Annotated in this window: 23 protein-coding genes and 5 tRNA genes; 20 read left to right on the top strand and 8 right to left on the bottom strand. The window is 67.5% G+C overall.

The window, feature by feature from the left end:
• Nucleotides 1–14 precede the first annotated feature (14 nt).
• Nucleotides 15–1,430 (bottom strand): UDP-N-acetylmuramate--L-alanine ligase, encoded by a 1,416-nt coding sequence (gene murC, locus ENSA7_RS37220; protein ID WP_106094176.1) that lies wholly within the window; start codon nt 1,428–1,430, stop codon nt 15–17.
• A 151-nt stretch (nt 1,431–1,581) separates the two neighbouring features.
• Here murC and mutY point away from each other — a divergent pair, with 151 nt between their 5' ends.
• A complete protein-coding gene (gene mutY / locus ENSA7_RS37215; RefSeq protein WP_146158578.1) occupies nt 1,582–2,721 on the top strand; it encodes an A/G-specific adenine glycosylase in 1,140 nt (379 codons plus the stop codon).
• Between the two features lie 83 nt (nt 2,722–2,804).
• On the opposite strand, the gene ENSA7_RS44605 is transcribed toward mutY, so the two are convergent.
• Nucleotides 2,805–3,587, bottom strand: a complete 783-nt coding sequence (locus tag ENSA7_RS44605; RefSeq protein WP_181234478.1) for a hypothetical protein — start codon at nt 3,585–3,587, stop codon at nt 2,805–2,807.
• Nucleotides 3,588–3,745: 158 nt separating this feature from the next.
• The gene (locus ENSA7_RS37205) at nt 3,746–5,830 is read right to left on the bottom strand and encodes a P-loop NTPase family protein (RefSeq protein ID WP_106094174.1); all 2,085 of its coding nucleotides are present in this window, start codon (nt 5,828–5,830) and stop codon (nt 3,746–3,748) included.
• A gap of 371 nt (nt 5,831–6,201) precedes the next feature.
• Here ENSA7_RS37205 and ENSA7_RS37200 point away from each other — a divergent pair, with 371 nt between their 5' ends.
• From ENSA7_RS37200 to topA, 3 genes are all read left to right on the top strand, one after another.
• Complete coding sequence (locus ENSA7_RS37200; RefSeq protein WP_146158577.1) at nt 6,202–6,873, top strand: hypothetical protein; 672 nt, start codon at nt 6,202–6,204, stop codon at nt 6,871–6,873.
• 48 nt (nt 6,874–6,921) lie between these two features.
• The gene (locus ENSA7_RS37195) at nt 6,922–7,725 is read left to right on the top strand and encodes a hypothetical protein (RefSeq protein ID WP_106094172.1); all 804 of its coding nucleotides are present in this window, start codon (nt 6,922–6,924) and stop codon (nt 7,723–7,725) included.
• A 413-nt stretch (nt 7,726–8,138) separates the two neighbouring features.
• A complete protein-coding gene (gene topA, locus ENSA7_RS37190; RefSeq protein ID WP_106094171.1) occupies nt 8,139–11,138 on the top strand; it encodes a type I DNA topoisomerase in 3,000 nt (999 codons plus the stop codon).
• Nucleotides 11,139–11,239: 101 nt separating this feature from the next.
• Here the strand turns inward: topA and ENSA7_RS37185 are convergent, their stop codons facing one another.
• The 3 genes from ENSA7_RS37185 to ENSA7_RS37175 form a co-directional block, all read right to left on the bottom strand.
• On the bottom strand, nt 11,240–12,046 hold the full coding sequence (locus ENSA7_RS37185) for a DNA-methyltransferase (RefSeq protein ID WP_106094330.1): 807 nt from the start codon (nt 12,044–12,046) through the stop codon (nt 11,240–11,242).
• 252 nt (nt 12,047–12,298) lie between these two features.
• Nucleotides 12,299–12,991 carry a dienelactone hydrolase family protein gene (locus tag ENSA7_RS37180; protein ID WP_106094170.1) on the bottom strand — a complete coding sequence of 231 codons (693 nt, stop codon included), beginning with the start codon at nt 12,989–12,991 and terminating at the stop codon, nt 12,299–12,301.
• Between the two features lie 67 nt (nt 12,992–13,058).
• Nucleotides 13,059–14,006 (bottom strand): gluzincin family metallopeptidase, encoded by a 948-nt coding sequence (locus tag ENSA7_RS37175; protein ID WP_106094169.1) that lies wholly within the window; start codon nt 14,004–14,006, stop codon nt 13,059–13,061.
• A gap of 114 nt (nt 14,007–14,120) precedes the next feature.
• On the opposite strand from ENSA7_RS37175, the gene ENSA7_RS37170 reads away from it, so the two are divergent.
• Both ENSA7_RS37170 and ENSA7_RS37165 read left to right on the top strand, forming a co-directional pair.
• A complete protein-coding gene (locus ENSA7_RS37170) occupies nt 14,121–14,543 on the top strand; it encodes a YkvA family protein (protein WP_106094168.1) in 423 nt (140 codons plus the stop codon).
• 60 nt (nt 14,544–14,603) lie between these two features.
• Nucleotides 14,604–16,757: a vWA domain-containing protein gene (locus ENSA7_RS37165; RefSeq protein WP_106094167.1), complete on the top strand. Its 2,154-nt coding sequence runs from the start codon at nt 14,604–14,606 to the stop codon at nt 16,755–16,757.
• Nucleotides 16,758–16,770: 13 nt separating this feature from the next.
• Here ENSA7_RS37165 and ENSA7_RS37160 read toward each other — a convergent pair whose 3' ends face one another.
• The gene (locus tag ENSA7_RS37160; protein WP_106094166.1) at nt 16,771–17,286 is read right to left on the bottom strand and encodes a hypothetical protein; all 516 of its coding nucleotides are present in this window, start codon (nt 17,284–17,286) and stop codon (nt 16,771–16,773) included.
• A 24-nt stretch (nt 17,287–17,310) separates the two neighbouring features.
• On the opposite strand from ENSA7_RS37160, the gene ENSA7_RS37155 reads away from it, so the two are divergent.
• Nucleotides 17,311–18,594, top strand: coding sequence for a hypothetical protein (locus tag ENSA7_RS37155; protein WP_106094165.1), 1,284 nt, complete (start codon nt 17,311–17,313; stop codon nt 18,592–18,594).
• Nucleotides 18,595–18,598: 4 nt separating this feature from the next.
• On the opposite strand, the gene ENSA7_RS37150 is transcribed toward ENSA7_RS37155, so the two are convergent.
• Complete coding sequence (locus tag ENSA7_RS37150) at nt 18,599–20,473, bottom strand: hypothetical protein (protein WP_146158576.1); 1,875 nt, start codon at nt 20,471–20,473, stop codon at nt 18,599–18,601.
• 181 nt (nt 20,474–20,654) lie between these two features.
• Here ENSA7_RS37150 and ENSA7_RS37145 point away from each other — a divergent pair.
• The 13 genes from ENSA7_RS37145 (at nt 20,655) to rplL (ending at nt 26,791) form a co-directional block, all read left to right on the top strand.
• A tRNA-Thr gene (locus ENSA7_RS37145) sits at nt 20,655–20,727 on the top strand.
• Nucleotides 20,728–20,775: 48 nt separating this feature from the next.
• Nucleotides 20,776–20,859, top strand: a tRNA-Tyr gene (locus ENSA7_RS37140).
• Between the two features lie 7 nt (nt 20,860–20,866).
• Nucleotides 20,867–20,939 (top strand) — tRNA-Gly (locus tag ENSA7_RS37135).
• Between the two features lie 46 nt (nt 20,940–20,985).
• Nucleotides 20,986–21,061: transfer RNA gene (locus tag ENSA7_RS37130), tRNA-Thr, on the top strand.
• A gap of 46 nt (nt 21,062–21,107) precedes the next feature.
• On the top strand, nt 21,108–22,307 hold the full coding sequence (gene tuf, locus ENSA7_RS37125; RefSeq protein WP_106094152.1) for an elongation factor Tu: 1,200 nt from the start codon (nt 21,108–21,110) through the stop codon (nt 22,305–22,307).
• A gap of 243 nt (nt 22,308–22,550) precedes the next feature.
• Nucleotides 22,551–22,715: a 50S ribosomal protein L33 gene (gene rpmG, locus ENSA7_RS37120; RefSeq protein WP_052551052.1), complete on the top strand. Its 165-nt coding sequence runs from the start codon at nt 22,551–22,553 to the stop codon at nt 22,713–22,715.
• A gap of 107 nt (nt 22,716–22,822) precedes the next feature.
• A tRNA-Trp gene (locus ENSA7_RS37115) sits at nt 22,823–22,895 on the top strand.
• Nucleotides 22,896–23,085: 190 nt separating this feature from the next.
• Nucleotides 23,086–23,523, top strand: coding sequence for a preprotein translocase subunit SecE (gene secE / locus ENSA7_RS37110; RefSeq protein WP_106094163.1), 438 nt, complete (start codon nt 23,086–23,088; stop codon nt 23,521–23,523).
• Between the two features lie 47 nt (nt 23,524–23,570).
• Nucleotides 23,571–24,131 carry a transcription termination/antitermination protein NusG gene (nusG, locus tag ENSA7_RS37105; RefSeq protein WP_106094162.1) on the top strand — a complete coding sequence of 187 codons (561 nt, stop codon included), beginning with the start codon at nt 23,571–23,573 and terminating at the stop codon, nt 24,129–24,131.
• Nucleotides 24,132–24,225: 94 nt separating this feature from the next.
• Nucleotides 24,226–24,645, top strand: coding sequence for a 50S ribosomal protein L11 (gene rplK, locus ENSA7_RS37100; protein ID WP_106094161.1), 420 nt, complete (start codon nt 24,226–24,228; stop codon nt 24,643–24,645).
• Nucleotides 24,646–24,764: 119 nt separating this feature from the next.
• Nucleotides 24,765–25,463 (top strand): 50S ribosomal protein L1, encoded by a 699-nt coding sequence (gene rplA / locus ENSA7_RS37095; protein WP_106094160.1) that lies wholly within the window; start codon nt 24,765–24,767, stop codon nt 25,461–25,463.
• A gap of 353 nt (nt 25,464–25,816) precedes the next feature.
• A complete protein-coding gene (gene rplJ / locus ENSA7_RS37090; RefSeq protein WP_106094159.1) occupies nt 25,817–26,341 on the top strand; it encodes a 50S ribosomal protein L10 in 525 nt (174 codons plus the stop codon).
• 63 nt (nt 26,342–26,404) lie between these two features.
• Nucleotides 26,405–26,791, top strand: coding sequence for a 50S ribosomal protein L7/L12 (gene rplL, locus ENSA7_RS37085; protein ID WP_052551062.1), 387 nt, complete (start codon nt 26,405–26,407; stop codon nt 26,789–26,791).
• Nucleotides 26,792–26,814: the final 23 nt, after the last annotated feature.

Raw genomic sequence — 26,814 nt, 5'->3', positions numbered from 1 at the left:
CCGCGACCCGTCCACTAGGACTCCGCGGAGTTTTGGAGCAGCGCGAGGGCCTCGACGAGCGCGTGGCTGACCTTGGTGATGCTGCCAGCGCCGAGCGTGAGGGTGAGATCCCCTGGCTGGACGTGGGCGCGCAGCAGCTCGGTCGTTGCGACCACGGGATCGGCGCTGGCGGCGACCAGCAGGACCTCGCGCCCGGGCTTGCGCGCGCGGACCAGCTCCGCGAGCCGCTCGCTGTCGATCCCGGGGATCGGGGCCTCACCGGCCGCGTAGATCGGGGTGAGCACGACCAGATCCGCGTCGTCGAGCGAGCTGGCGAAGTCGTCGAGGTGGTCGCGCACGCGGGTGTAGCGATGGGGCTGAAACGCCGCGACGATCCGTCGCTCGGGGTACGCGTCGCGGGCCGCCGACAGGGTCGCGCGCAGCTCGGTGGGGTGATGGCCGTAGTCGTCGACGACCACCACGCCGCCGACCTCGCCGCGCAGGGTGAAGCGCCGCTGCACGCCCGAGAACTCGCGCAGCGCCTTGCGACACACGGCCATCGACACGCCCTGCTCGTCACACAGGGCGATGGTCGCGAGCGCGTTGAGGATGTTGTGTCGACCCGGCATCGCGAGCTCGACGCGCCCGCGATCTTCCCCGTGGGCGAGCACGGTGAAGCTGCTGCGGCCGTTGTTCATCACGATCTCGGTCGCGCGGTAGTCGGCCTCGGCGTGATCGATCGCGTAGCTGACCGTGCGCTTGGTCAGCCGCGAGCGGATCGAGCGGATGTTGGGATCGTCGAGGCAGATCGTCGCCATGCCGTAGAAGGGCACCCGGTTGGCGAAGCCCACGAACGCGTCGAGCAGGCCGTCGAGATCGCCGTAGTGATCGAGGTGCTCGAGGTCGATGTTGGTGATGATCGCGTGGGTCGGCGAGAGCACCAAGAAGCTGCCGTCGCTCTCGTCGGCCTCGGCCACGAACACCTCGCCGTAGCCGAGCCGCGCGTTGGAGTCGAAGCTGTTGACCTTGCCGCCGATGACCACCGTCGGGTCGAGCCCGGCCTCGTGGAGCACGGCCGCGACCATGCTGGTGGTGGTGGTCTTGCCGTGGGAGCCGGCTACCAGCAGTCCCTGCTTGAGCCGCATCAGCTCGCCGAGCATCTCGGCCCGGGGGATCACCGGGATCTTGCGCGCGTGGGCGGCGAGCACCTCGGGGTTGGTGGCTGGGATCGCGCTCGAGATCACGACCACGTCGGCGTCGTCGAGGTGGGCCTGGTCGTGGCCGCGGTGCACGGTGGCGCCGAGGCCCACGAGCCGACGGGTGGTCTCGCTGTCGCTGAGATCGGTCCCGGTCACCCGGTAGCCCAGGTTGACGAGCACCTCGGCGATGCCGCTCATGCCGATGCCGCCGATCCCGACGAAGTGAATATGGGTATCGCGCTTGCGGAACATGCGAGGTCAACTGGGTGGGCCCAAACCGGCGCCCAAAGCATCGCCCGACCATCGGATCGCCGCGATGCGGGAGATCGGCGAACTCTACCCGCTGCGGCCGAGCCCGAAAAGCGCGAGCTGACCCAGCTTGACGCGCTGCGAGACGCCCGGCATGCCCTCGTGTGTGGCCGGGATCGACGACCAGCTCGACGACGCGAGCGTCGAGGCGATCGCCCGCGGGCTGAGCCGGTGGTTTGCGACGAACGCCCGCGACCTACCTTGGCGCCGCACCCGCGACCCCTACGCGATCTGGGTCTCGGAGATCATGCTGCAGCAGACGCGAGTCGAGACCGTCGAGAACTACTGGGGCCGGTTCCTCGCCCGCTTCCCAGACGTCCACGCGCTGGCCACCGCCGACGAGGACGCGGTGCTCGAGCAGTGGAGCGGGCTCGGCTACTACCGACGCGCGCGGCTGCTGCATCGCGGGGCCAAGCACGTGCACGCCGAGCTCGGGGGCGCGCTGCCCCACGCGGCCGAGCAGCTGCGTGGGATCCCGGGGATCGGGCCGTACACCGCGGGAGCGATCGCTTCGATCGCGTTCGATCAGCAGGCGCCGCTGGTCGACGGCAACGTCGCGCGGGTCCACTCGCGCCTGGCCCAGATCGAGCAGCCCCGCGAGCAAGACGCCAAGGCCCGACAGCACTGGGTGTTCGTCGAGCGGGTGCTCGCGCACGGTCGTCCGCGGGTGCTCGCGCAGGCGCTGATGGAGCTCGGTGCGACCGTGTGCACGCCACGAAACCCGAGCTGTCCGGTGTGTCCAGTGCGGCGGACCTGTCGGGCCCACGCCAGCGGCACCCAGGGGCTGATCCCCGCCGTGCGGGTCAAGAAGAAGTCGCCGGAGCTCCACCTTCACGCGCTCGCGCTGCGTCACGGACAGCGCTTGTTGCTCGAGCGGCGGCCGACCGAAGGGCTGCTCGCGGGGCTGTGGTGCCTGCCGTTGTTCGAGCGCGAGCACGGTGATCTCGACGCCCAGCGCGACGCGCTCGCGGCCGCGGCGAGCGAGCAGCTCGGCGTGGCGATCACTCTCGACGCTCGCCCCGGGGTCGCGGTCAAGCATGTGTTCACGCATCGGGTGTGGCACCTGCTGCCGTGGTCGGGTCGCGCGCGCAAGGCTGTGCGGACCCGTGGGCGGGCTGACGGGCTAACCTTCACGTGGCTGCGCGATGCGGCGCAGCCCGAGGGCGGCGTGCCCACGCTGACCCGCAAGCTGCTCGCGGCGGTCGGTCGCAGTGATCCGGGCGACGCCAAGTAACGTCGCTGCCAGACACCGCGCAGTACAAACAACGGGGACCCGCGCCAACCCGGGCCAACCGGCGCTAACCCGGGCCAACCCGATCAGCGGCGCGACTTCTTGGCGGCCTTCTTCGGAGTCTTCTTGGCGGCCTTCTTGCCCTTGGTCGTCTTCTTGGCGGCCTTCTTCGGGGTCTTCTTGGCGGCCTTCTTCTTGGCAGCCTTCTTGGTCGTCGACTTCTTGGCGGCCTTCTTGGTCGTCGACTTCTTGCCAGCCTTTTTGGTCGTCGACTTCTTGGCGGCCTTCTTGGAAGCCTTCTTCTTGGAGGTCTGCTGCTTGGCAGCCTTCTTGGAGGTCTTCTTCTTGGCGGCCTTCTTGGAGGTCTGGGCGACCTTCTTGGCCGCTTTTTTCGAGACCTTCTTGGAGACTTTCTTGCTGACCTTCTTGGGGATCTTCTTGGAGGTCTTCTTCTTGGCGGTGCGCTTCGAGGTCTGCTTGACCGGAGCCGGCTCGGGCTCGGGCTCGGCGTCGTCGTCGTACCCGTAGTCGTCCCCGTCATCGTCCCCGCCATCGTCTCCGCCATCGTCTCCGCCATCGTCTCGGTAGTGGGCGGCGGCGGGGACCTCGGCCACGACTTCGCGGCGCTGACTCGGCGCCGCGGCGGCGCTCGGTGGTTCATCGTCATCGAGCAGCGCGTCGGCGAGCTCGGCCAAGCTCATGTCGGCGAAGGGCTCACCCCACCCGAGCAGCTCGGCCGCGTCGACCACCTCTCCGAGCGTCGTCTCGGGATCGAGGGTCTCGCGGAGCGCACGAAGGATCTCCCGCCGCTGCGCCGGGAGGAGATAAGTCTGGTACGCCTGCTGAAACCTGCGATGTTCGCTCGACACGGTGCGGGACTATAGGGGGGTGATGGCCCCCCCACAAGCGCCGGGTCCGGTGGCGAGCGCGGACGCTTCGCCGCCGCTCGCTGGTGAGGCCGCAGTTTGTACGCGACGAGCCGAGTCGTCCCCGCGAGCGCAGGGGTTGTCGTCCGCGCTCGAAGCCCTCAGTTGTCTTCGTCGGGCTCGAGCGGCGTGAGTTCGTCCTCGTCGTCGCCCTCGGAGTAGTCGACGCCAGGCTTGGGCATCATGTCTTTGTAGGGCTGCTGGCGGGTGCCGCGGATGCGACCCTCTGTGACCGTCACGGGGATCGGCTCGATCAGCTCGTACTTGTAGCCGCGCGTGGGCAGCCGCATCTGATACTCGCTGCCGTTGTACTCGAACTTCTTGCCCGCGCCGATCTGGGTCTGGCCCTCGCGGGTGTAGGCGCGGTGCTGCAGGATCATCGAGAACATCCGAACCGCGTTCATGTTGTAGAGCCGGTGGCAGCCGTGCGAGTAGCGGCGCAGGATCGACATGTAGTCGACGCTGCCGTGGGTGCGGATCTGGTTGTCGAACACCGACGTGGTGCCGTCGTTCTTCTCGTGCAGCTTGACGTGGTAGCCGGCGACGAGCCCATAGGCGGACATATAGCCGGGCCCGGTCTCGTCGTAGTTGACCACGCGGCGCATCTTGCCGTTGACGTACTTGACCTTGGTCAGCGACTTGGTCGGCGTGCCGTCCGGGGGAATCCAGACCGGCGCGGCCATGATCGTCTGCCACACGCGGTCGCCCACGTCGGAGTTCTTGTACGCGTAGTACTCCTTGCCCTCGACCAGCTCCGAGCGCCACGAGCCGATCGTGGTGCGCCAGTGGACCAGCGGAATTCGCTGGTTCTCGTAGGTCACATACAAGGTCAGCTTGGGGTGGCGCTTGCGCGGCTGGGAGCTCTTCTTGCCGTCTGCGTCCCAGGGAAAGTCGTACCAGACGTCGCCGCGATCGATGACCGTGGAGAACGCCATCTCGCCCGAGTAGTACGCCGGCAGCGCGGGCAGCTTCACCGCCACGAGCAGCTCGCCAAATTGTTCGGGGTGGGCCGGATCGTCGGTTGCGAGCTTCTCGAGGGCCTCGAGCGAGGCCAGCGCGGTCTCGGGCTCGTCGAGCGCGAGCGCGAGGATCGCCGCCTGGCTGAACTCGGTGGCCAGATCGCGCAGCTCGTGCTGAGCGCCGGTCGCGTCGGTGTAGCGAAAGTCGGGCTTCCACTCGCGCGCCGAGCCGTCTTCGACGATGCCAGCCGCGGACACGACCCGCTCGCTCAGGACCCGCACCAGTCGGGCATAGACGGCGTCACGCGGGGACAGGGCCAGGACCGAGACGTTGTCGGAGGTGAAGTGGCCCCAGCCCATCACGTCGTGCTTCTTCTCGAAGTTCGCGAGGGCGTGGGTGGTGCTGCCGTCGAACACGCCGGACTCGAACTTGCCCTGGCCGTTCTTCTCGTTGAACAGCCCCTCGCAGCGAAACCGGATCTGCGCGTTGCGGATGATCTGCACCTCGCGGTCGAGCGCGTGAAACCTTTCATAGGCCCGCTGGAGATCCTCGACCTCGGCGGCAGCGGCGTGGTTGCCAGCGGCCACCGCGTCGCCGAGCTTGGCCTTGCGCATGTCCTTCTCGAGCCGATTCTTGGCGCCCTTCCACGCGCGCAGGCGCTTGTCGCCGCCCTTCCGCGTGTAGGGCATGGTCCCGACCGTGGGATCGAACTTGCTGCCGTCGTAGCCAGCGTCGGTCAGGCACTGCTCGATCTGGGGGAGGGCGCGCCACTCTTGCAGGACCACCGACAGCGTGGGCGGGATCCCGTAGAGCTCGAGGTAGTTGTGCTCGTGGGCGGCGAGGGCGTCGCCGTCGTGATCGCTGCGGTCGTTGGCGAGATCGATGTAGCGGGCCGCGTAGGTGTTGTCGCTGAAGTCCTCGGCGCCGGGGGTCTTGTGCGAGAAGATGTAGGGGCGCCAGCTGTCGCCGAGGTCGATCACCGTGTAGCCGCGGGCCTCGGCCTGCGCGATCTTCAGGGCGCGGGGCTCGTCGAGCTTGTCGGGATCGATCACCCAGGCCTCGCCGACCTCATGCTCACGGAGGCTCGTCTTGGTGGGCGGCCCGACCTCGAGCTCCTGCTCCCAGCTCGGCGCCGCCGCGCCGTCCTCGTCGACCTTGGCCTCGCCCGCGCTGCCGTGGGCCGGATCGACGACGTTCTCACGCGTGCCGTCCTTGGAGCAGCCCACCAGGGAAACCGCGATGAGCGCGAGGACGCCGAGCCCGGCGTGAGATCGCCTTTGCGCGGTGCGCATGTTCAGAGCGTTCGTGTGGACGGGGGCTGGCACGTACATGACTTTAGCCTCGGGTGCGCAGACGGGCCAAAACCGGGCAAAAATCCGTTGAACACAGAACTTTACAACGGTCGGGCCACGTGCCACTTTTCGGCAGCCCTGAGGAGGCGGATGCCTTGCGTCTTCTGAACATACTGCTCGGTCATACTGTGGTCTTCGGCGTCGCGATCCTCGTGTCGTCCTCCTGTGGAGTCAACTACCCGCCTACGGCGTTTCGCTGCTCGCCCGGCGCGAGCGGGGACACCTGCCCAACCGAGAGTGGGTCCGTGTACCAGTGTTGCTCGGACGATCCGGCGGCGTTGCTGTTGAGCAACCTCGGCGCGACGGTGACCCCCGACTATCAGGGGCGCGGCGGTGATGGCACGCCGTTGTTCTCTGGCGGCAACAACCCGCTGAGCAAGTCCGGCATGTGCGTCAAGGTTGGTAGCGTCCCGCCCGCGCTCGCGCTCGCCGACATCAACGCGCAGGGCTGTCCGGTCCCGTGCAACCCCAACTGGGGTTCGGGCGATCTCGCTGATGTGTGTGGCGCCGGTACGATCTGCTGCCAGACCACCGAGCTCGAGCCCGAGGACTGCGTGCTCGATTTGGACATGGGCGACAATGGTTGTTATCGCCCAGTCACGGGCACCGACATCATGGGCACGGGCAGCAGCACCAACCTGACCAACTGGGGCGGCACCAAGCACAAGACCCATCAGGACCCCAGCGGCACCAATTGCGAGGTGTTTGTGCAGGGTCTGCCGCCGTCGGTGTTGTCATCGAACAACATCTCCTCGGCCGACGTGTTGCGCGCCTGCTACCACCGTCTGACGGTGGCCGATCAGCGCGGCTTCTGTCTTGGCGGGGGCCCCGGCGTGTTTTGCCCGCTCGCGCAGCCCAACTACCGCGACGCGTGCGAGCAGCTCAACGACCAAGCCTTCTTACAAGGCTGCGACTAGTCAGGTCCAAAGGCTTCACCTCGGCTCGATTCCTGATATCTTCGACCCGTGCCGAGTTGGTTTAAGACCACCTTCCTCTACGCCTCCGCGTTCGCCAGCGCGGCTGTGCTGGCAACCGCCTGCGACCCGAGCTACGGGATCCGTTCGTTTCGCTGCGATCCCAGCGAGGGTGACTGCCCCACCAAATACGGCGCCGGCACCTACGTGTGCTGCTCCGACGATCCAGCCGCGATCGATCTGAGCACGCCCGAGGAGCTGGCGCTGCCCAGCTACGGTGGCGGCTCTGGCATCCCGCTGTACGCGTCGGCCAACAACAACAACAGCACCTCGGGCTTTTGCATCGACACCTCGAGCGTCCCCCCAGCGGCGGGCATCATGGAAGTCGGCGCGGGCCAGGGCTGTCCGTTGCCGTGCAACCCCACCTGGGACCAGGCTGACATCACGGCGGTGTGTGGCACCGCGACCTCCTGCTGCGCGAGCGTCGAGCTGCAAGACTCCGACTGCGGGCTGGACATGTCGATGGGCGCCAACGGTTGCTGGCGGCCAGTCACCGGCGGAGACATCCAAGGTCTCTCGGGCATCGACGTGTCCGACTGGAGCGCCAGCGATCACGCGACTCACCAAGACCCAGGCGGTGGCGGCTGCGAGCAATTCGTCGCCGTTCAGGCTGCCGCGATCTCCTCTGCAGGTCTGAGCACCAACCAGGCCTTGTTCGCCTGCTTCCGCAAGCTCAGCGTCGCCAACCAGCGCGGCTTTTGCCAGGGCGCCATGGACTGTCCCCTGGCCAACCCCGCCTACCGCGACGCTTGCGAGCAAAAGAACGACGCCGAAGGCCGCCTCGACTGCGGCTGAGAGCTGACGGCGAACCCTCGAGGTCGTCGGACGTGGTTTGCCTGGCCCGAAGGGGTGCCCGGTGGGGGTTCGGCGCCGCCGATGCCGGGTTTGGCGCCGCCGAGCATGGGCGGGACCCAGTTCCTCGCTGGAAACAGGGCTAGAGGACGCGTGACACGCGCCGAGTTGTGTGGGCGAATCATGCGCCTGGCTGCGATCGGTCGAGAATTGCCGCTTCCATGCCCGACGAGGGGGTTCGGCTTGACAGCGGCAAGCGCTCGGCGCATCGATGCTGCCCCGACGGCCGAGCGTTCGGCGTCCCTACCTTCAATTAATGCCTCACGAGTTGTCGCTTCGCGTGACAAGCGCGCATCTCGAGTCGGTAGCCCGAGGCGCCACCGACGCTACCCGGTGATCTGAGAGTTCAGCCCCTCATGGCCAAAAAAGCCACCAAGAAGCCCAGCAAGAAGACCAGCAAGGCTGGGGCGAAATCCAAGACGTCCGCGGCCAAGACCAAGTCTTCGGCCAAGAAGAAGGCGGCCAAGAAGAAGCCGGCGGCCAAGAAGAAGGTGACCGCCAAGAAGAAGGTGACCGCCAAGAAGAAGGTGACCGCCAAGAAGAAGGTGACCGCCAAGAAGAAGGTGACCACCAAGAAAAAGGCGGCCGCCAAGAAGGCGACGGCCAAGAAGAAGGCGACCACCAAGAAGAAGACGACCGCCAAGAAGAGCGCGGCGGCGTCCAACCGCAAGGCCACCGTCAAGACCGTCCGCGCGGCGCCGGGCAAGTCGGTGGCGGTCGGCAAGCAGCTGGTGATCGTCGAGAGTCCGGCCAAGGCCAAGACCATCAACAAGTACCTCGGCGACGGCTTCGTCGTGCGTGCGTCGGTCGGCCACATCCGCGATCTCCCCAGCCGCGCGCCCAAGGGCACCAAGCAGCCCGTGCCCGGCGTCGACATCGAGAACGACTTCGCCCCGACCTACGAGATCCTCAGTCAGAAGACCAAGACCGTCGCCGAGCTCAAGCGCGACGCCAAGGCAGCCAAGGTCGTCTGGTTCGCGACGGACCTCGACCGCGAGGGAGAGGCGATCGCCTGGCACCTCGCCGAGGTGCTCGAGATCGATCCCAAGGTCGCCAAGCGGGTCGTGTTCAACGCGATCACCAAGGACGAGATCCAGCGCGCGTTCGCGAAGCCGCGAGCGATCGACGTCGATCGCGTCAACGCCCAGCAGGCCCGGCGCATCCTCGATCGCATCGTCGGCTACCAGGCCTCGCCGCTGCTGTGGAAGAAGGTCGCGCGCGGGCTCTCGGCTGGTCGCGTACAGTCCGTCGCGGTCCGCCTGGTCGTCGAACGCGAGCACGAGATCGAGGCTCACGTCCCCGACGAGACCTGGCGGGTCGACGTGCGCCTGGCCAGCGACGTCACCGCCGCGGGCCAGCTGGCCGAGCAGTGGCGGGAGTTCCTCGCGACCACCGACGAGAAGGGCCGCGGCCCCAACAAGCGGCTGCAGAACAAGTGGATGGCCGAGCAAGCCTCGATCGCCACGGAGCTGTACGAGGTCGGCGGCGAGCGGTTCAAGCTGGGCTGCAAGGCCGACGAGCCGGTCGATCTGTCGGACCAGGTTCAGCAGGTGGTCGAGGCCGTCGGCCTGCGCGACGTCGAGATTGCGACCGTCGAGGATCTCGAGGGCAAGGGCCCCGCGCAGTACATCCGCAGCGTGCGCGGCAGCGTCGACTTTGGCGCCCGCTATGAGGTCGCCTCGATCGAGACCCGCCAGACCTCGACCAAGCCCGCGCCGCCGTTCATCACCTCGACCCTGCAGATGGCCGCCGCCAACCAGCTGGGCTTCTCGGCCCAGCGGACCATGCGGCTGGCCCAGGATCTCTACGAGGGTGTCGACCTCGCTGGCGAGGGTCAGGTCGCGCTGATCACCTACATGCGCACAGACTCCACGCACCTGTCGCCCGAGGCGATCAACAGCGCGCGTGAGTTCATTGGCTCGAGCTACGGCGACGGGTATCTGCCCAAGGAGCCCAAGCACTACGCGTCGAGCAACAAGAGCGCACAAGAGGCCCACGAGGCGATCCGGCCCAACGAGGTCGCCCGCGATCCCGAAGCGATCCAGGCCAAGCTCCACGGCCCCCGGGCCGAAGAGCACTACAAGCTCTACAAGCTGATCTGGAGCCGGTTCGTCGGCTGCCAGATGACCCCCGCGCGCTGGGACTCGACCATGGTGTTGCTGCGCCGCAGCGACAAACAAACCGGCGCCGTGCTCAAGGCCTCGGGCCGGGTGCTCGCGTTTGACGGGTTCTATCGCGCGACCGGGGTCCCGACCGCGAGCGACGAGCAGACCCTGCCCGAGGTGTCGAAGGGCAACGTCTACGCCCCGTTCGAGATCGACCCCCAGCAAAAATTCAGCAGCCCGCCGCCGCGCTACTCCGAGGCGTCGCTGGTCAAGGCGCTCGAGTCCGCGGGGATCGGCCGACCCTCGACCTACGCGTCGATCATCCAGGTCGTGCAGAGCCGCAACTACGTCGAGCAGCGCGACCGCCGGTTCTACGCGACGGACCTGGGCGAGGTCGTGACCGACAAGCTGATCGAGGCGTTCCCCGATCTGATGGACGTCGGCTACACGCGGCAGATGGAGAGCGAGCTCGACGAGGTCGAAGAGGCCAAGGTCGACTGGGTCGCAATGCTGCGCCGGTTCTACGGCAGCTTCGCCGCCTCGCTCGAAGAGGCGCACGAGGGCATGGCCCACGCCAAGGCCGAGATCCAGCCGGCCCTCTACAAGTGCCCCAAGTGCGGCGCGCGGACCTGCTACCGGTTCGGTCGCAACGGTCGGTTCTTGTCATGCACGACCTACCCCGAGTGTGACTACGCCGCGCCGATCGACCGCCGCGGCCGCCCGCTGTTGCCCGAGCGCGTCGACGTCCGCAACCCCGAAGACGGCTCGAGCATGGAGCTTCGCAACGGTCGGTTCGGCCCGTTCCTGGCCTCGGAGAACTACCCCGAGAGCACCTTCGTGCTCAACTTGGACCGCAAGGGCGCGGTCAAGTACCCGGCGGTCCCGCCGCTGTTGATCCCGGTCGAAGAAGGGATCCAGTGCTCGAAGTGCGACGCCCCGCTGAACCTGCGCCGAGGCAAGCGCGGCCCGTGGCTGGGCTGCTCGCGGTTCCCCAAGTGTCGCGGTCGCCAGGCATGGAAGGCGATCGACGAGGCCAAGCGCGACGAGTTCGAGGCCCGACTCGCCGAGCACGAGAAGGCCCACCCGCTCCCGAAGATCACTCGCCATGACGGCACCGTGATCCCCGAGGGGACCCCGGCCGCGGATCTGCTGCTCAGCGGCGGCGTCGCGGAGCTCGACATCCACCCCGAGGCGACCGCCGAGCTCGGCGAGACTGCGCCCCCGCGTCGGCCCTCGTCCGCGATCATGTGAGGCTCGCCGTGCGTCGGCTGGGCCGCGCGCTCACCCGAACGCGGCGACGAGTGGACCGCGCGCTCCCCCGACCGCGGCGACGACTGGGCCGGGCCCCGCGCTCACCCGACCGCGGCGATCGGGGGGCGGGCCTGCCACTCGGGGACCTCGTCGATGAGCCGCGCCTTGGTCAGCTCGAGGTACTCGGTCTCCCGCTCGATGCCCGTGTACGACAGCCCCAGCCGGGCCGCGGCCACGCCTGTGGTTCCGCTGCCGTTGAAGGGGTCGAGCACGCGGCCGCTCGGCGGGCAGCTGGCGACCAACACCCGATCGAGCAGCGTCAGCGGCTTTTGGGTCGGGTGTCGGCCGTGGGACTTCTCCGACTTGCCGGGCGCCGAGAACCGCCAGACGTTCTTCATCTGCTTGTCGCCGTTGCGCGACTTCATCTCGGCGTAGTTGTAGTGGTGCTTGCTCTTGGGCCCGCGCGCCGCCCACAGGACCAGCTCGGTGCTGTGCGTGAAGTAGCGGCACGACAGGTTGGGCGGCGGGTTGGGCTTCTCCCAGACCACGTCGTTGAGCAGCTTGAAGCCGAGCTCCTGCAGCGCAAAGCCGACCGAGTAGATCACGTGCGACGTGCCCGATACCCAGATCGTGCCGTCCTTGGTCAGGAGCCGCTGACACGCCTCGAGCCAGCTTCGGTTGAAGCCATGGTTGTCCTGCGCGCCCATGCTCGCGTCCCACCTGCCCTTGTTCACGCTCACGCGCTTGCCGGCCTGGCAGGTGCTGCCGCCGTTGCTCAAGAAGTAGGGCGGATCGGCGAAGATCACGTCGACGCTCTGCTCGGGCAGCTGGGCCAGCAGCTCGAGGCTGTCACCTTGCAGCAGGCGCGCGCGACCGTCGGGCGAGCGCCACCACTCGCTGCCATGCACCGGTGGGGCGGCAGCCGGGCTCGGCGGCTCGGCGGCCTGGACCCGGGCTGGCCGGCTCGCGGGCAGGCTGGCGCGCTTGGCCGCGGTGGTCTTCTTGCGTTTGGTCGAGCTCTTTACTTCGGCCACGGCGGCGATGCTGCAGGTGCGGGGCAGATCGTCCGAGTTTTTGGCACATCCGCCGGGACCGGCCGCGACTGCGGATTTGTTGCAGTGCGCGGCCGAGCGCTTGGCCCTGCGCAGTCGTTCACCGGTTCAGAGCGCCTGATCGAAGAACGCGAGGATCTTCGTCCACGCGTCCTCGGCGACCTCCGGGTCCCAGCGGATGTGAAACAGTGGCCACGACGCCGCTGTCGCGATCGGGTGGTGGCCGTCGGTCAGGAACGAGTGCCCGGCCGTGGGGAACACGTGGACCTCGGCCTGCTGACCGAGCGAGTCCATGCGCTCGCGCAGACGGTCGGCGTTGCGGGCAAACAGTCGATCGCGGCCGCCGTAGCAGCCGATGACCGGCGGGCTCCCGCGCAGCACCTGCGCGGGCGGGAGATCGCCGTAGTTGGTCGAGACCGCAGAGAACTGGCGCCCGACCGCGAGCGCGAGCCCGCCGCCGATGCAAAAGCCGATCACGCCGACGTGCGCCTCGTCGAGCTTGGCGTGATCGATCAGCCAGCGCTGCGCCTGCAAGATCCGCTCGGCGGTCGGGCCCTCGCCCGAGGAGATCGTCGACAGCGCGCGGCGGATGCAGCCGAGCCGCGAGCCGTCGTGAAACAGGTCGGGCCCGACCGCGGCGTAGCCGGCCGCGGCGAAGCGCTCGACCACGCGATCGATCTCGGGCTGGCGACCGAAGATCTCGTGGATCACCACTACGCCGCGGGTGGCTCCCTCGGGCAGCGCGGCGTAGCCAGGCATGATCGCGCCCGACCCGGGAATCTCAACGTCGACACCGAGCATCGACGTCCAGTTTAGAACGTTGGCGGTCGGCCGATCGAATTATCCGAACTGAACTAGCCGACCCGGACTAGCCGACCCGGAGCTCGAGCACGAACTGCTCCCAGCCGCTGCGGAACGCGTCCATGTCGGGCCCGACCAGGGCGACCAGCGTGTCGTAGCCGTGCGGATCGCGTGCGACCGACGCGCGAAAGTCCTGGTAGAACCGACGCAGCAGCCCGTGCTGTTGCAGCCAGTAGCAAAGGTAGCGGGCCTGGGCGTAGTTGCTGCCCGGATCGGCCGTGTAAAACCCGCGACCGCTCGCGCACAGCTCGCGAAACGACGGGACCTGGCTGGCACGCAGGGCGTCTTGAAGGCCCGGGAGACGCCAGTTGGTCAGCCCCATGATCGTGCCGTCGATCTCCGCCGACTGCTCGTAGAGCGAGGCCAGGCCCTCGTCGAACCACGACGGGCAGTCCGGGAAATTGCTGGCCATATAGGGGTGGACGATCTCGTGGACCAGCGTGCCGCCGCCAGTGCCGATGTTCATGACCAGCGCGCGATCGCTCGGTGAGTAGTAGCCGTAGGGGGTGTCGGGCGGATCCCCGAACAGCTCGCGCGCGTGTCGTTCGTAGCTGTCGCCGGTCTCGAACAGGTAGATCGTGATGATCTCGGCGGGCGGGCGCTCGAAGTAGGCGGCCTGCAGGTGCGTGACCGCCCAGCGGATCGTCGTCATCGCGTGGCCCCTGACCTGCAGGCGGGTGCCGTCACCCACGACCGCGAACGGGGGCTCGGCCACGACCGTCCAGCCGCGCGGCTCGAAGCGCTCATGTAGGTACCGGATGTGCGCCGCGAGGGGGGGGCTCAGCCCACCGAGGTCCCCGGGGCCGTGGCTGGCTGGCGCGGGCGCGGAGCCGCTTGGTTTGGGGCTCGAATGCTGTTCGTCGGCCAGGGCAGGTGCCTCGTGGTGCCGACCACACGCGGCCCCGAGTGGCAGCCCGACCAACAACGAGATGAACTGACGACGACTCGCAGGCATCCGCCCCGTCCAACGACCGTCGACCCCAAATGATTCGACTCCCGGTATACTGACGTCCGGCGAGGTGCCGTGCGCCTGTGGGGCCATGTCTTGCTGGAGAGGTAGGGGTTCAGGATGAGCTTTGAAGCGCCCGACTTTCGTGCGGAGATTCGCCGCTTCGTCCACGGCTACGCGGGGGCGCACCAAGACGCGATCCTGCGGGCCGGCGACGTGTTCGACTTCTATGCGCGCCTGCTGATCGACCCGCGGGTGTCCGGCAACGCGCGGGTCCACGTGGCCTGCGTGCTCGCCTACTTCGTGGTGCCCGACGACGTGCTGCCCGAGGCCGAGCTCGGTCCCTATGGCCTGCTCGACGATCTCTATCTCGCGGCCCACGTCTACAAGATGCTGCGTCGTCAGCTGCCGCGCGACGTGCTCGCGGACGCGTGGGCTGAGGATGACCCGCTCGAGCAGGTCATGGACGTCGTCTACGCCGAGAGCCGCGCCGCGCTGGGCAAGCTGCGCAAAGATGTCTTGCGAGTTGCGGGCCTTGCTTAGGAATGTGGTCCTGCGAGGCGGTCGGGAACCTTCTTCGGGTGGTCGCGTCGTGTGCCGGCGATGGCCGATCCCAACCTCGACTCCTCCGATGTTTCGTTGACCCCGTCGCCGCCAGGGTGGCGTCGCCCCGCGCTGCTGATCTCTAGCTTGTCCCTGCTCGCGCTCGGGGTCGTGCTCAATGGCCCCCGGCTCGCGGCGGAGTACCAGGGCTTCGCGGCCAAGCGGGCCGAGGCCACCGCCGAGGTCGAGCCTCCGCCCGAGCTCGAGCCCGCCGATCACTTGGTGATGGTCGGCCACGTCAGCGTCCACAAGGGCGAAGAAGGCAAGATGGGCGCGCCGAAGTCCAAGTCGTCCTCGGGTCTCTACGCGATGAAGGGCCCCCAGAACGTGGTCCCGCAGATGGCCCGCAACTTCGATCCAGACGCGGCCGCCGACAGCGCTGGGATCTTGGGTGTGATGGAGTCGGGCGCGGGCCATTTTCTGGTTTCGCCCCACGGGGGCGCGTTCGCGGTCGGCGATGACGCGGAGGACGTGTGGGGCGGCCTGACCGGCACCGAGGTCGGCGAGGCGTACGGTGTGGGCGGGCTCGGCCTGGTAGGCACGGGCGGTGGCGGTGGCGGTGGCGGGCCTGGGTATCATGAGCGCGACGCCGCCAGCGAGCGCTACGCCGCGCTGCCAACCAACGTGTTTGTCCTGACGGCGAACGAGGCCAAGTCGACCTTCTCGATCGACGTCGACACCGCGAGCTACGCCAACACCCGCCGCTACTTGCTCGACAGCGCCCAGCTGCCGCCGCCCGCGGCCGTGCGGACCGAGGAGTTAATCAACTACTTCGACTACGACTACCCGATGCCCTCGGGCGACGGCGCGCCCTTCTCCGTCACCACCGAGGTCGGGCCGAGCCCGTGGAGCCCGACGCACCGGCTGATCCACGTCGGCATTCAGGGCCACGTGCCTGCGGTCGAGCAGGTGCCAGCTCGCAACCTGGTGTTCCTGATCGATGTCTCGGGCTCGATGCAGGACGACGACAAGCTGCCGCTGATCAAGCACGGGCTGGCGTCGCTGACCGAGACGCTCGGCCCCGACGATCGGGTGTCGATCGTGGTCTACGCGGGCGCAGCCGGGGCGGTGCTGCCACCGACCTCGGGCGCCGACAACACGACGATCCTCGCGGCCCTCGATCGCCTGACCAGCGGCGGCGGGACCAACGGCGCCGAGGGCATCGAGCTGGCCTACCAGCTGGCCGAGCAGACGTTCATCGCGGGCGGGATCAATCGGGTGATCCTAGCCAGCGACGGCGACTTCAACGTCGGTCTCAGCGATCACGACGAGCTGGTCCGCCTGGTCGAGCGCAAGCGCGAGTCGGGCGTGTTCTTGTCGGTGCTCGGCGTCGGCACCGGTAATTTCAACGATCACATGATGGAGCAGATCGCGGACAAGGGGAACGGGAACTACGCGTACATCGACGGCATGGCCGAGGCCCGCAAGGTCCTGGTCGACGAGTCCGCCGCGCTGCTGCACACGATCGCCAAGGACGTGAAGATCCAGGTCGAGTTCGACCCCGAGCAGATCGCCGAGCACCGCCTGGTCGGCTACGAGAATCGGGTGCTGGCGCATCGCGACTTCGACGACGACAGCAAGGACGCGGGCGAGATCGGGGCCGGGCACACGGTCACGGCGATCTACGAGGTCGTGCCGACACCAGACCACGACTCGGGGCCGCTGATGACCCTCAACCTCCGCTACAAGCAGCCCGACGAGGACCACAGTCGCAAGCTCACCACCCAGGTCAGCGACGCCGGGCTGGGCATGGCGCAGACGTCGACGGACTATCGGTTCTCGGCCGCGGTCGCGGCCTTCGCCGAGGCGCTGCGCGGGACCCCGAGCGAGGCCAGCTACGTCGACATTCTCCGGCTCGCGCAGGGTTCACTCGGTGCCGACGCCCATTGTTATCGGCACCAGTTCCTCGACATGGTCTGGCAGGCGGGCGTGCTCGCGGGTGAGCAGCTCGACAAGCCGGACAGCTCGTGCGAGCCGCAGCCCGAGCCGACCAGGTACGGACCCACGACGATCGTCCACGAGCTCGAGCCCACCGACACCAGCGAGGCCGCGTGGATGAGCTTCACGCTCGAGGTCCTGCGCCTGTTGCCGCCGCTGCTGGCCCTGCCGCTGTTCGTGATGGCGCTGCGTCGTCCTCGTCGACGCCGCGAGTGACGGCTGACAACGGTCAGTGAGCGCCGGGTATCTCGAGCTGCGGGAGGTCGACGATCGCGACCCCTCCGCGGCTCGAGGCTCGCACGATCAGGCGGGCGCCCTCGCGCTCGAGCGGGCGGCTCAGGTGGTAGCGGAGCTCGGTGAGCGCGGACTCGCCTCCCGGGACCTCGATGATCTCGGGCCGCGCGGGCTCGTAGGGTCCGGGCGGCTCGGGGGCGTACTCGAGCTCGGCCCAGGCCAGCAAGATCGCGCCGGGCTCGAGCTCGAGCGGAGCTTCGGCCCAGTTGGAGATCTCGAGCTCGATCGAGACGGCGTCCGGCTCCCACTCGATAGCGATCGCCCGCAGCGAGATCCCGGTCGCGGCCGACTCGCTGTACGGCTGGGCCGGGACGCCGTCTCCGTGCGCAGGCCAGCGCACGGCACTGTAGTGAGGGTCGCCACAGCCGCCCGCCGCGAGCGGCAACGACAGCGCACCGACAGCGACGAGATTGCCGAGCTGGTTGCCGATCCTGCTGGGGCGCCGAGCCACGGGTTTCATGGTACAGCCGACCCGATGAAGCTCGCTCTCCCCAAGTTCCAATTCCGCTTCATGCGTGCCGCGGGCAACGTCATCTTTCCGGGCAATTTTCACCCGATCGGGAGCCAGCGAGACGCCGAGCAGATGGTCGCGCGGACGCTCGCGGACCCGCTCGAGCGTCCCGCGACCGCTGCCAACCAGAACCAGGCGGGCGGCCTGTGGCTGATCGTCGGCGGCAGCGGTGGGTTCGGCAGCGCGGCTCGGGTCGCGCTGGCCTGCGATCACGGCGCCGACACGATCAACGTCAGCTTTGACGCGGCGCCCAACCCGGAGAGCAGCAACAAGGTTCGGAAGATCGGCTCGCCCGCGTGGCACCGCAACCTGGCGCTCGAGCGCGAGCTGCGAGCGCTCGGGCGTGAGGCGGTCTCGCTCAGCGCCGACGCCTTCGATCCGCTCGCCCGGGGCCGGGTGATCGACAACATCCGCGCGCGGTTCCCCGGTCGCAAGCTCGCCGGCTTGGTCTGGGCGCTGGCGGCCCCGCGTGGGCTCGATCCGCGCACGGGCAAGACCGTGTCGAGCACCCTCAAGCCGCTCGGCAAGCCGGCGGCGATCAAGACCTTCGGGCCCCCCGAGGGTGATCAACCGCCGCAGATCTTCGAGCTCGCGCTCGAGCAGGGCAGCCCCGAAGAGGCCGTCGCAACCGTCTGGGTGATGGGCGGGCGCGTGGTCGAAGAGTGGACGCAGGACCTGCTCGAGGCGGATCTGCTCGACGAGGGCCACACGCTGCTGACGATCTCCTACCGAGGCAGCCCGCTCAACGCTCCGCTGTACCGCGAGGGGCTGATCGGCCTGGCCAAGGCCGACCTCGAGTTCACGACCCGCGCGCTGTCGTCGGTCTTGCACCGTCACGTCGAGGGTCAGGCGTTCGCGGTCGAGGGGCCCGCGGTCGTGACCGAGGCCTCCGGCGGGATCCCGGGCGTGCCGCTGTACATGGCGCTGCTGCTCGACGTGATGGGTGAGCAACACGAAGATCCGCTCGCCTGCATGCGCCGCATGTTCAACACCCACTTCATGGGCGCCGAGCCCAAGCCCGACGAGGAGGGCCTGATCCGGATGGACGACCGCGAGCTCAGCGAGTCGGTGCAGTCGGCGCTGGCGGTCCGCTTCGCGGCGCTCGAGGTCGGCGACAGCTTTGACCCCGCGCTCTATCGTCGGTTCATGGCCGACTACGCGCGGACCCGCGGGTTCGAGGTCGAGGGCGTGGACTACGAGGCCGCGTTCGACACCGACGAGGTCTGTCGGGTCGACCCGGTGGCCTGAGCGCTCACGGTTGATGCACAGCCCACGCGGGCGTCAGCAGCTCGCGCAGGCGGACCCACTCGGGGGCGGTCTCGATGATCGACGGCGGGAACAGGCCGTGCTCGCCGCACGCCGACTGATCATCATGATCATCGACGAGCCGGCGCGACACCAAGACGAACCCGCTGTCGTCCTCGTCGAGCTGCAGCAGCGGGCTCGGCAGCGGCGTGCTGGGCTCGAACCCCTCCGCGGCCACGAACGACCACGCGCACGGCTCCGAGAGCGTGGTGCTGAGCAGCAGCACCGCGCGCGGGCCTGGGCTGATTGGGAACCGCCACAGCAGCTGCTCGGGCTGCGCACGTCCGTCCGCGGTCAGCCACTGGTGCCCCGGAGCCCGGCCGACCCACGTGTTGGGGTGGGCCTGGTGGGTCCGGCTGTCGGTTGCGATCGAGACGGCAGTGCAGTCTCGACCATCGCGGCACAGCTCGACGCCCAGCCGATCCGCGCGGGCCGAGGTCTGCAGCAGCACCGCGTGCAGCTCGTCGTCGAGCTCGAGGGTGGTCACCAGCTCCGGATCACGCGGAAGCTCGTCCAGCACCTGCTCGGCCTGCTCGCCGTCGAGCGCGACCAGCACCAGGCCAGACTCGGCGTGGGCAGGATCCGGCGATCCGGGATCGACGAGCGACGACAAGTGCGACAGCACCATCGCGTGGCTCGGGCCTTGAAGTCGCCCGGCCAGCTCGGTCCACGTCAGGCCGCGCTCGCGCAGCAGCTCGGCGACCGGCTCGAACTCGTCGACCCGCCACGCCGGGTAGATCGGGAGCGCGCGCGCGTTGTCGGGCCGCAGCCACGATCGGCTTGCGACCACCAACACCAGCGCCAGCGCGGTCGAGCCCAGCAGCGACACGCGCGAGTTGGTCCGGCTCGCCGCCAGGCCCACCGCGAACCCGACCGCGGGGACGAAGGGCAGCAAGTAGCGACCGGTGAGCGCGGGCGTGGCCGGGTGCAGCGAGGCCGCGATGATGCTCGCCATGACCATGAGCTCGCCGCCCAGCGCGACGCGCAGCCTGGCCTCCCAGCCCAGCGCCGCGAACCGCCCGCGGACCAGCGCCCCGACGAGCGCCGCGGCGGCGAGCACCACACTGATCGGGACGAGCCAGCCCTGCTCTCGCAGGATCCCAAAGTTTCCGGTGATCGCAGCGGGTGAGCACAGCGCCAAGGTCGCGAGCGCGAGCGCGAGCGAAGCTGGCGTCGCGAGCCACGGTCGATCGCTGGCGAGCGGGACGGCGACCACCGCCAACATCGCCAGGCCCAAGCTGACGACGTGCACGTCGAGCGCGAAGCTGCACAGCACCGCGAGCGCGAGCGCGTCGATCAGCGCGCCGTCTCGCAGCAGCCGCCACAGACACAGGTGCGCGAGCACGATCGGGACCGGCAGCAAGATCGGCTGCCACAGCAGCGGCATCTCACAGGTCATCGGCAGCGCGGCCAGCACCGTGACCGCGCCGACGACCGGCGCGAGCGCCCGGACCAGCGGATCGGCGCGATCCGGCAGCAGCCGGGCAAACCCGAGGTACGCGACCGCGACCGTCGCCGCCAGCAGCGTCGTCAGCACGATCTCGATCCCCGAGATCCCCAGGCCCGCGAGCTGGCACAGGGCCAGAAAATCGATCCAGGTCGTCCCTTGATGCAGCGCCGCAAAGCTGGCCCAGGCCCCGTGCAGGTGCAGCTGGGTGCCGTCGACCAGCTCCCGGGCGAACGCGAGATCCCGGCTGGTGTCCTCCTGCAGCGGCGACGACGGCCGCACCCACAGCCACAGCCACGTGACCACGAACACGAGCGAGGCGGTCCGGCCACGACCCCAACTGGAGACCGTCGCGTGTGGGGCCGAGCCGGGCACTGCCCGACTGTGGCTCAGGTACGCCCGAGTTTGGCGGTTTAATGCATGCCTTGACCCCCGGGAAAACCGGCGCTATACAGCGCCCCACTTTGCCCGGCCGGTGGCGCGTTTGCCGTCGCCGAACCGCGTCAGTCTCAGTCCGCCTCAACTCGGGAGCAAGACCAACCACGACGACCTCTTCGCTGGCGTAGCTCAACTGGCAGAGCACCTGATTTGTAATCAGGCGGTTGTGGGTTCGACTCCCTCCGTCAGCTCACGCGACCGCCGCAAAATCAGCTCTACCTGAGCTCTCAGATCTTCCTGGATGGGTGCCCGAGTCGGCCAAAGGGAGCGGACTGTAAATCCGCCGCGTTATCGCTTCGAAGGTTCGAATCCTTCCCCATCCATCACCTCGCGGGAGTAGCTCAGTTGGTAGAGCGTCAGCCTTCCAAGCTGAATGTCGCGAGTTCGACCCTCGTCTCCCGCTGCTTTTTTCGCGCAACGTGCCCGGCCCACGGCTGGGCCAACCCCAAGCCCTCGTAGCTCAGTTGGTAGAGCGCATCCTTGGTAAGGATGAGGTCAGCGGTTCAAATCCGCTCGAGGGCTCCACCCCACTCACTCGGTTCCAAACTCAAAGAAAATCGGAGATCAGCGTATGTCGAAGGAAAAGTTCGTTCGGGACAAGCCCCACGTGAACATCGGGACGATCGGTCACGTGGATCACGGAAAGACCACGCTGACAGCGGCCATCACGAAGGTGCTGGCGTCGCGCGGTTGGGCCGAGAAGGTCGACTTCGACAACATCGACAAGGCTCCTGAGGAGCGCGAGCGCGGGATCACGATCTCGACGGCGCACGTGGAGTACAACTCGGAGAAGCGGCACTACGCGCACGTCGACTGCCCCGGGCACGCCGACTACATCAAGAACATGATCACGGGCGCGGCGCAGATGGACGGCGCGATCCTGGTCGTGTCGGCGCCGGATGGCCCGATGCCGCAGACGCGCGAGCACATCCTGCTCGGTCGCCAGGTCGGGATCCCGCAGATCGTGGTGTTCCTGAACAAGGTCGACCAGCTCGAGGACGAGGACGAGGAGATGCTCGAGCTCGTCGAGGTCGAGGTCCAGGAGCTGCTGTCGAAGTACGACTACGACGGTGACAACACCCCGATCATCCGCGGCTCGGCGCTCAAGGCGTTGAACGCGGACTCGTGGGAGGCGCCCGAGGCCAAGTGCATCTTCGACCTGATGGAAGCCTGCGACTCGTGGGTTCCGGAGCCGGTGCGCGAGCTGGACAAGCCGTTCCTGATGCCGGTCGAGGACGTGTTCACGATCTCGGGTCGCGGCACGGTCGTGACCGGTCGGATCGAGCGCGGCGTGGTCAAGGTCGGCGAGGAGATCGCGATCATCGGCCTGAAGGAGACGCAAAAGAGCGTGTGCACGGGCGTGGAGATGTTCCGGAAGCTGCTGGACCAAGGTCAGGCAGGGGACAACATCGGCTGCCTGCTGCGCGGCGTGAAGCGTGAGGACGTGGAGCGCGGTCAGGTCCTGGCGAAGCCGGGCTCGATCACGCCACACACGACCTTCGAGGCGTCGGTGTACATCTTGAAGAAGGACGAGGGCGGTCGCCACACGCCGTTCTTCAAGGGGTACCGGCCACAGTTCTACTTCCGCACGACTGACGTGACGGGCGCCGTGACGCTGCCGGAAGGCACGGAGATGGTGATGCCGGGCGACAACGTGACGTTCACGGTCGAGCTGGGCAAGACGATCGCGTGCGAGCTCGGCTCGAAGTTCGCCATCCGCGAGGGCGGCCGCACCGTCGGCGCAGGCGTCGTCACCAAGATCCTCGTCTAGCCCGAGACGAGCGAAGGGGTACAATAGACGTGGCGCCCTAAGCGCCACGTCTTCCGCGTTCTTCCAGCTGCCAACGCCACCACCCGGCAGCGCAAATTTCACCTACTTTCTCAGAATCGTCAGAGACAGCGTGAACGGGGCTCAACGAGCCCCATCCACGGCTCTGACAAAAAACCATCCCCACACCTTGAATGCTGGAACGGGGCTTGCTACAAGCCTCCTCCCTTCAGCCGAGGACTCCAAATGGCCAAAGCTGGCAACCGAATCATTTTCTCGCTCGAGTGCCAGACGTGCAAACGTCGCAACTACTCGACCACCAAGAACAAGCGGACCACCCCGGAGAAGGTGAAGCTCAAGAAGTTTTGCGCCTTCTGTCGCCGCCACACCGAGCACAAGGAGACCAAGTAGCTCGGACGTCGGGGCTCTGGTGCTCGCGGCCCTGGACTTCGGTCCCGGGTACCTCGGGCATCGAGATCTCCGCGGGCGATCTCACTTCTCGTGTCTCTTCTTCTTCAAGGGCGTTAGCTCAGCTGGTAGAGCAGCGGACTCCAAATCCGCAGGCCGCGGGTTCGATCCCTGCACGCCCTGCTACCTCCAAACAGATTCTTCAGCCGATCACCCACCTCCCATCAGCAGGCCGCCCCGTCCATGCCCCAAGGCATCAGGACGTGCGCGGCTCTAGGGCCATCTGGCCTTCCACCGGGGCTCTGAACCCCGACCACCACGAGTCAGATCCAGGCACACCAGTGCCATCCTGGCCGCGGGAGTGAACTCGAGCATGGCGCGCAAACGAAACAAGCCAGGTGGAACGGGCGGCTCAGGATCGCGGGAGTTTGATCCGTCTCGCTGGGCCCACGCAGTGTTCGCCGTGTTCGCCGGCATCGCCGCGTGGATGTTCGGTCACCTCGTCGAGGATCTGTGGGGCTTCAGCTGGGCCAACTGGCCGCTCTACATCGGTCGGCCCAACGAGTACTACGCCCAGGGCATCGGCGCGCTCATCGGGATCACCCTGATGATCTGGGCCTGGTCCCGCGAGCGCTACTTCAAATTTGTCGCCGAGACCGCCACCGAGGTCTCGCAGATCATCTGGCCAACCCGCGCCGAAACCCGAGCCGCGACGATCGTGGTCATCGTCATCACGCTCATCTGTGCGTGCATCTTGTCTTTGATGGACGCATTTTGGTCGCGCGTGACGGACTGGCTGTACTCGCTGTAGCCGCCTCCGTCCCGCCCTGACCCCCGCCCCGCCCAACTCGAGCTCCCATGTCGACCGAAGCGCAGACCGTCCAGCCGATGCAGTGGTTCATCGTGAACACCTTCTCGGGGTATGAGAACACGGTCAAGAAGTCGCTGGAAGACCGGATCAAGGCCAACGACTTGGAGGCCTGCTTCGAAGAGATCCTCGTGCCCTCCGAGCAGGTGCTCGAGCAACGCGGCAAGCGCAAGGTCAAGCAGACCCGCAAGTTCTTCCCCGGCTACCTGTTCGTCCGCATGGCGCTGACCAAGGAAGCTTGGCACCTCGTCAAGAACACCCCGAAGGTCAGCGGGTTTCTCAGCAGCGGCAAGACCCCCAAGCCGGTCTCGCAGTCCGAGATGGACCGCATGCTCGGCCGCACGGAGCCCAAGGAAGAGGCCGCCGTCGAGCAACCCGACGTCCACTACGTCGTCGGCCAGCAAGTGCGCGTCAAGAGCGGCGCCTTCGCCAACTTCAGCGGCGAGGTCGAGGAGCTCAACACCGACAAGCGCAAGATCAAGCTCTCGGTCTCGATCTTCGGGCGTCCGACCCGGGTCGAGGTCGACTTCAACGAGGTCGAGCCCGGCTGAAGCGCGTGGCCCGAGTCGCTCCGACTCGTGTCACTCCGGTTCACGGCTGCTCGCCCGCACCAACGTCACGCAGTTCAGATCATCAGGATTTTTCATGAAGAAGGTCACCGGGCAAATCAAGTTGCAGATCAAGGCGGGCCAGGCGAATCCAGCGCCCCCCGTCGGTCCAGCCCTCGGCGCAAAGGGCGTCAACATCATGGACTTCTGCAAGCAGTTCAACGCGAAGACCCAGAAGGACGTGGGCATGGTCACCCCCGTGGTGATCACGGTCTACTCGGATCGCTCGTTCACGTTCATCACCAAGAGCCCGCCCGCCGCGGTGTTGCTGCTCAAGGCCGCCGGCATCGAGAAGGGCTCGGGTGAGCCCAACAAGAAGAAGGTCGGCAAGGTCACCCAGGCCGACATCCGCGGGATCGCCGAAGCCAAGATCCAAGACATGAACGCGTTCACGGTCGAGCAGGCCATGAAGAGCATCGAGGGCACGGCGCGCTCGATGGGCCTCGAGGTTCACTGATTTCCTCGCCATGTTCTGGGCCCGGCAGCCGCCGCGCCCGCCACTCGGTGTAGTTGCCGAGCTCAGTTCGAGAGCGGGGGAGGACGCGAGTCCGCTAGGACCCCGGGGAGCACAGCAAGATGAGCAAGAAATACAAAGCAGCGTTGGCCAAGGTCGACCGCGACAAACGCTACAACCTCAGCGACGCCTGCGCGCTGGTCAAAGAGACCTCCTTCGTGAAGTTCGACGAGAGCGTCGACTGTGCGGTCCGGCTCGGGGTCAACCCGCGCCACGCCGACCAGATGATCCGCTCGTCGGTCGCGCTGCCCAACGGCACCGGCAAGAGCGTCCGGGTGCTGGTGTTCGCCAAGGGCGACCGCGCGGTGCAGGCGACTGAAGCTGGCGCCGACTTCGTTGGATCCGACGACATCGTCGAGAAGATCCAGGGCGGCTGGCTCGACTTCGACGTGGCGATCGCCACGCCCGACATGATGGGTCTCGTCGGTCGGCTCGGGCGCGTGCTCGGTCCGCGCAACTTGATGCCAAACCCCAAGGTCGGAACCGTCACGATGGACGTCGCCAACGCCGTCACCGAGCGCAAGGCTGGCCGCATCGAGTTCCGGACCGACAAGACCGGCATCATCCACGCCCCGATCGGCAAGGTCAGCTTCGACGCGAGCAAGCTCGACGAGAACCTGGCCACGCTGCTGCGCACGCTGCAGCGGCTCAAGCCGTCCACGGCCAAGGGCAAGTATTTCAAGAGCGTCACCCTGTCGACGACCATGGGTCCGGGCATCCGCCTCGACACCAACGAGGTCCAGGCGATGGTGACCGAGTAACGCAGGACCCGAAGAACGACGACTAACAGGAGGCCACACACCGCAAGGTGAACTCAACGGTATAGAACCCACACGCCCCCGCAACCCGTTCGTCGGGGGCACTCCTGCTCGAGACAGCCGGCGGTCCTTTGGGACCTCAATCGCGGCGCTCTAGACCCCACACCGGGGCAGAGCTCGCAACCGGCCGAGGTGGGGGAGAGGAACTTTGAACGGCAGAGCGGCCGGAAGCCCACGCAAGTGGGGCGACCGGTGCAGCGGCCGGCCTCTTCTCGCACCAACTCGCCCCCGGGCGAGCGGCCACGAGAGGGACCACATCGAGGCTGGCCGGCCAAGAGCGGAGCAGGGAGACCCGAATGCACAAAGACACCAAACACGCCCAATCCGCCGCGCTTCGCGGGCAAATCGAGGACCTCACGGCCCTCGTGCTCGTGGAGTATTCCCGTCTCACGGTTGCGGAGTCCGAAGACCTCCGCGGCAAATTTCGTGAGGCTGGCTGCACCTATCGCGTCTTCAAGAACTCGGTCATCCGCTACGCGGTGACCGGGACCCATCACGAGCCCATCACGCCGCTGCTCAAGGGCGTCTCGGGGCTCGCGTACAACGCCGACGATCCAGGGGCTCCGGCCCGTGTCGCTCGGGAGTACGCCAAGGCCAACGACAAGCTTCGCCTCAAGGGCGCGGTCGTCGAGGGTCAAATGCTCGCTGGCGAGACCGCCGGCAAGCTGGCGGACATGCCCGGCCCGCGCGAGATCAAGGCCAAGCTGCTCATGCTGTTCAAGACCCCGGCAACCCGCATGGTTCAGGTCATGCAGGCCGCGCCGCGGGATTTCCTCCGTGTGCTCAACGCCAAGAAGAAGAAGGACGAAGCGGCGGCCTGATCACCTGGTGATCCACGGTTCCCCAGTCCCTCACTTCAGCTTCCTACGAAAGAGAACAAGACAATGTCCGAGAACATCACCCGCGAACAGGTCATCGACTTCCTCAGCAACCTTTCGGTCATGGCCATGGCCGACCTCGTCAAAGAGCTCGAGGACAAGTGGGGCGTCGAGGCTGCAGCCGGCGGCGCCGTCATGATGGCGGGCCCGGCGGCCGACGCCGGCCCCGTCGAGGAGCAGACCGAGTTCGACGTCGTGCTCAAGAGCTTCGGCGACAAGAAGATCAACGTGATCAAGGCGATCCGCGCCGCGATCAGCGGGCTCGGCCTCAAGGAGGCCAAGACCCTCGTCGAGAGCGCTCCGGTCGCGGTCAAAGAGGCCGTGTCCAAGGAAGAGGCCGCCGAGCTCAAGAAGGCCCTCGAAGAGGCCGGCGGCGAAGTCGAGCTCAAGTGAGCCCGGCTGTCGCGGTGGCTCCC

It is taken from the genome of Enhygromyxa salina, assembly GCF_002994635.1.
Lineage (GTDB): Bacteria > Myxococcota_A > Polyangia > Nannocystales > Nannocystaceae > Plesiocystis > Plesiocystis salina_B.
Note: the sequence above shows the minus strand (reverse complement) of the source record. Positions and strands in the feature narration are given on the sequence as shown.

Coding starts and splice junctions, on each gene's coding strand:
- rplK (WP_106094161.1), top strand. CDS start 24,226: ATGAAGAAGGTCACCGGGCAAATCAAGTTGCAGATCAAGGCGGGCCAG.
- rpmG (WP_052551052.1), top strand. CDS start 22,551: ATGGCCAAAGCTGGCAACCGAATCATTTTCTCGCTCGAGTGCCAGACG.
- ENSA7_RS37170 (WP_106094168.1), top strand. CDS start 14,121: ATGAGCTTTGAAGCGCCCGACTTTCGTGCGGAGATTCGCCGCTTCGTC.
- topA (WP_106094171.1), top strand. CDS start 8,139: ATGGCCAAAAAAGCCACCAAGAAGCCCAGCAAGAAGACCAGCAAGGCT.
- tuf (WP_106094152.1), top strand. CDS start 21,108: ATGTCGAAGGAAAAGTTCGTTCGGGACAAGCCCCACGTGAACATCGGG.
- mutY (WP_146158578.1), top strand. CDS start 1,582: ATGCCCTCGTGTGTGGCCGGGATCGACGACCAGCTCGACGACGCGAGC.
- nusG (WP_106094162.1), top strand. CDS start 23,571: ATGTCGACCGAAGCGCAGACCGTCCAGCCGATGCAGTGGTTCATCGTG.
- ENSA7_RS37180 (WP_106094170.1), bottom strand. CDS start 12,991: ATGCTCGGTGTCGACGTTGAGATTCCCGGGTCGGGCGCGATCATGCCT.
- rplJ (WP_106094159.1), top strand. CDS start 25,817: ATGCACAAAGACACCAAACACGCCCAATCCGCCGCGCTTCGCGGGCAA.
- rplL (WP_052551062.1), top strand. CDS start 26,405: ATGTCCGAGAACATCACCCGCGAACAGGTCATCGACTTCCTCAGCAAC.
- secE (WP_106094163.1), top strand. CDS start 23,086: ATGGCGCGCAAACGAAACAAGCCAGGTGGAACGGGCGGCTCAGGATCG.
- ENSA7_RS37155 (WP_106094165.1), top strand. CDS start 17,311: ATGAAGCTCGCTCTCCCCAAGTTCCAATTCCGCTTCATGCGTGCCGCG.
- murC (WP_106094176.1), bottom strand. CDS start 1,430: ATGTTCCGCAAGCGCGATACCCATATTCACTTCGTCGGGATCGGCGGC.
- ENSA7_RS37165 (WP_106094167.1), top strand. CDS start 14,604: ATGGCCGATCCCAACCTCGACTCCTCCGATGTTTCGTTGACCCCGTCG.
- rplA (WP_106094160.1), top strand. CDS start 24,765: ATGAGCAAGAAATACAAAGCAGCGTTGGCCAAGGTCGACCGCGACAAA.
- ENSA7_RS37175 (WP_106094169.1), bottom strand. CDS start 14,006: ATGCCTGCGAGTCGTCGTCAGTTCATCTCGTTGTTGGTCGGGCTGCCA.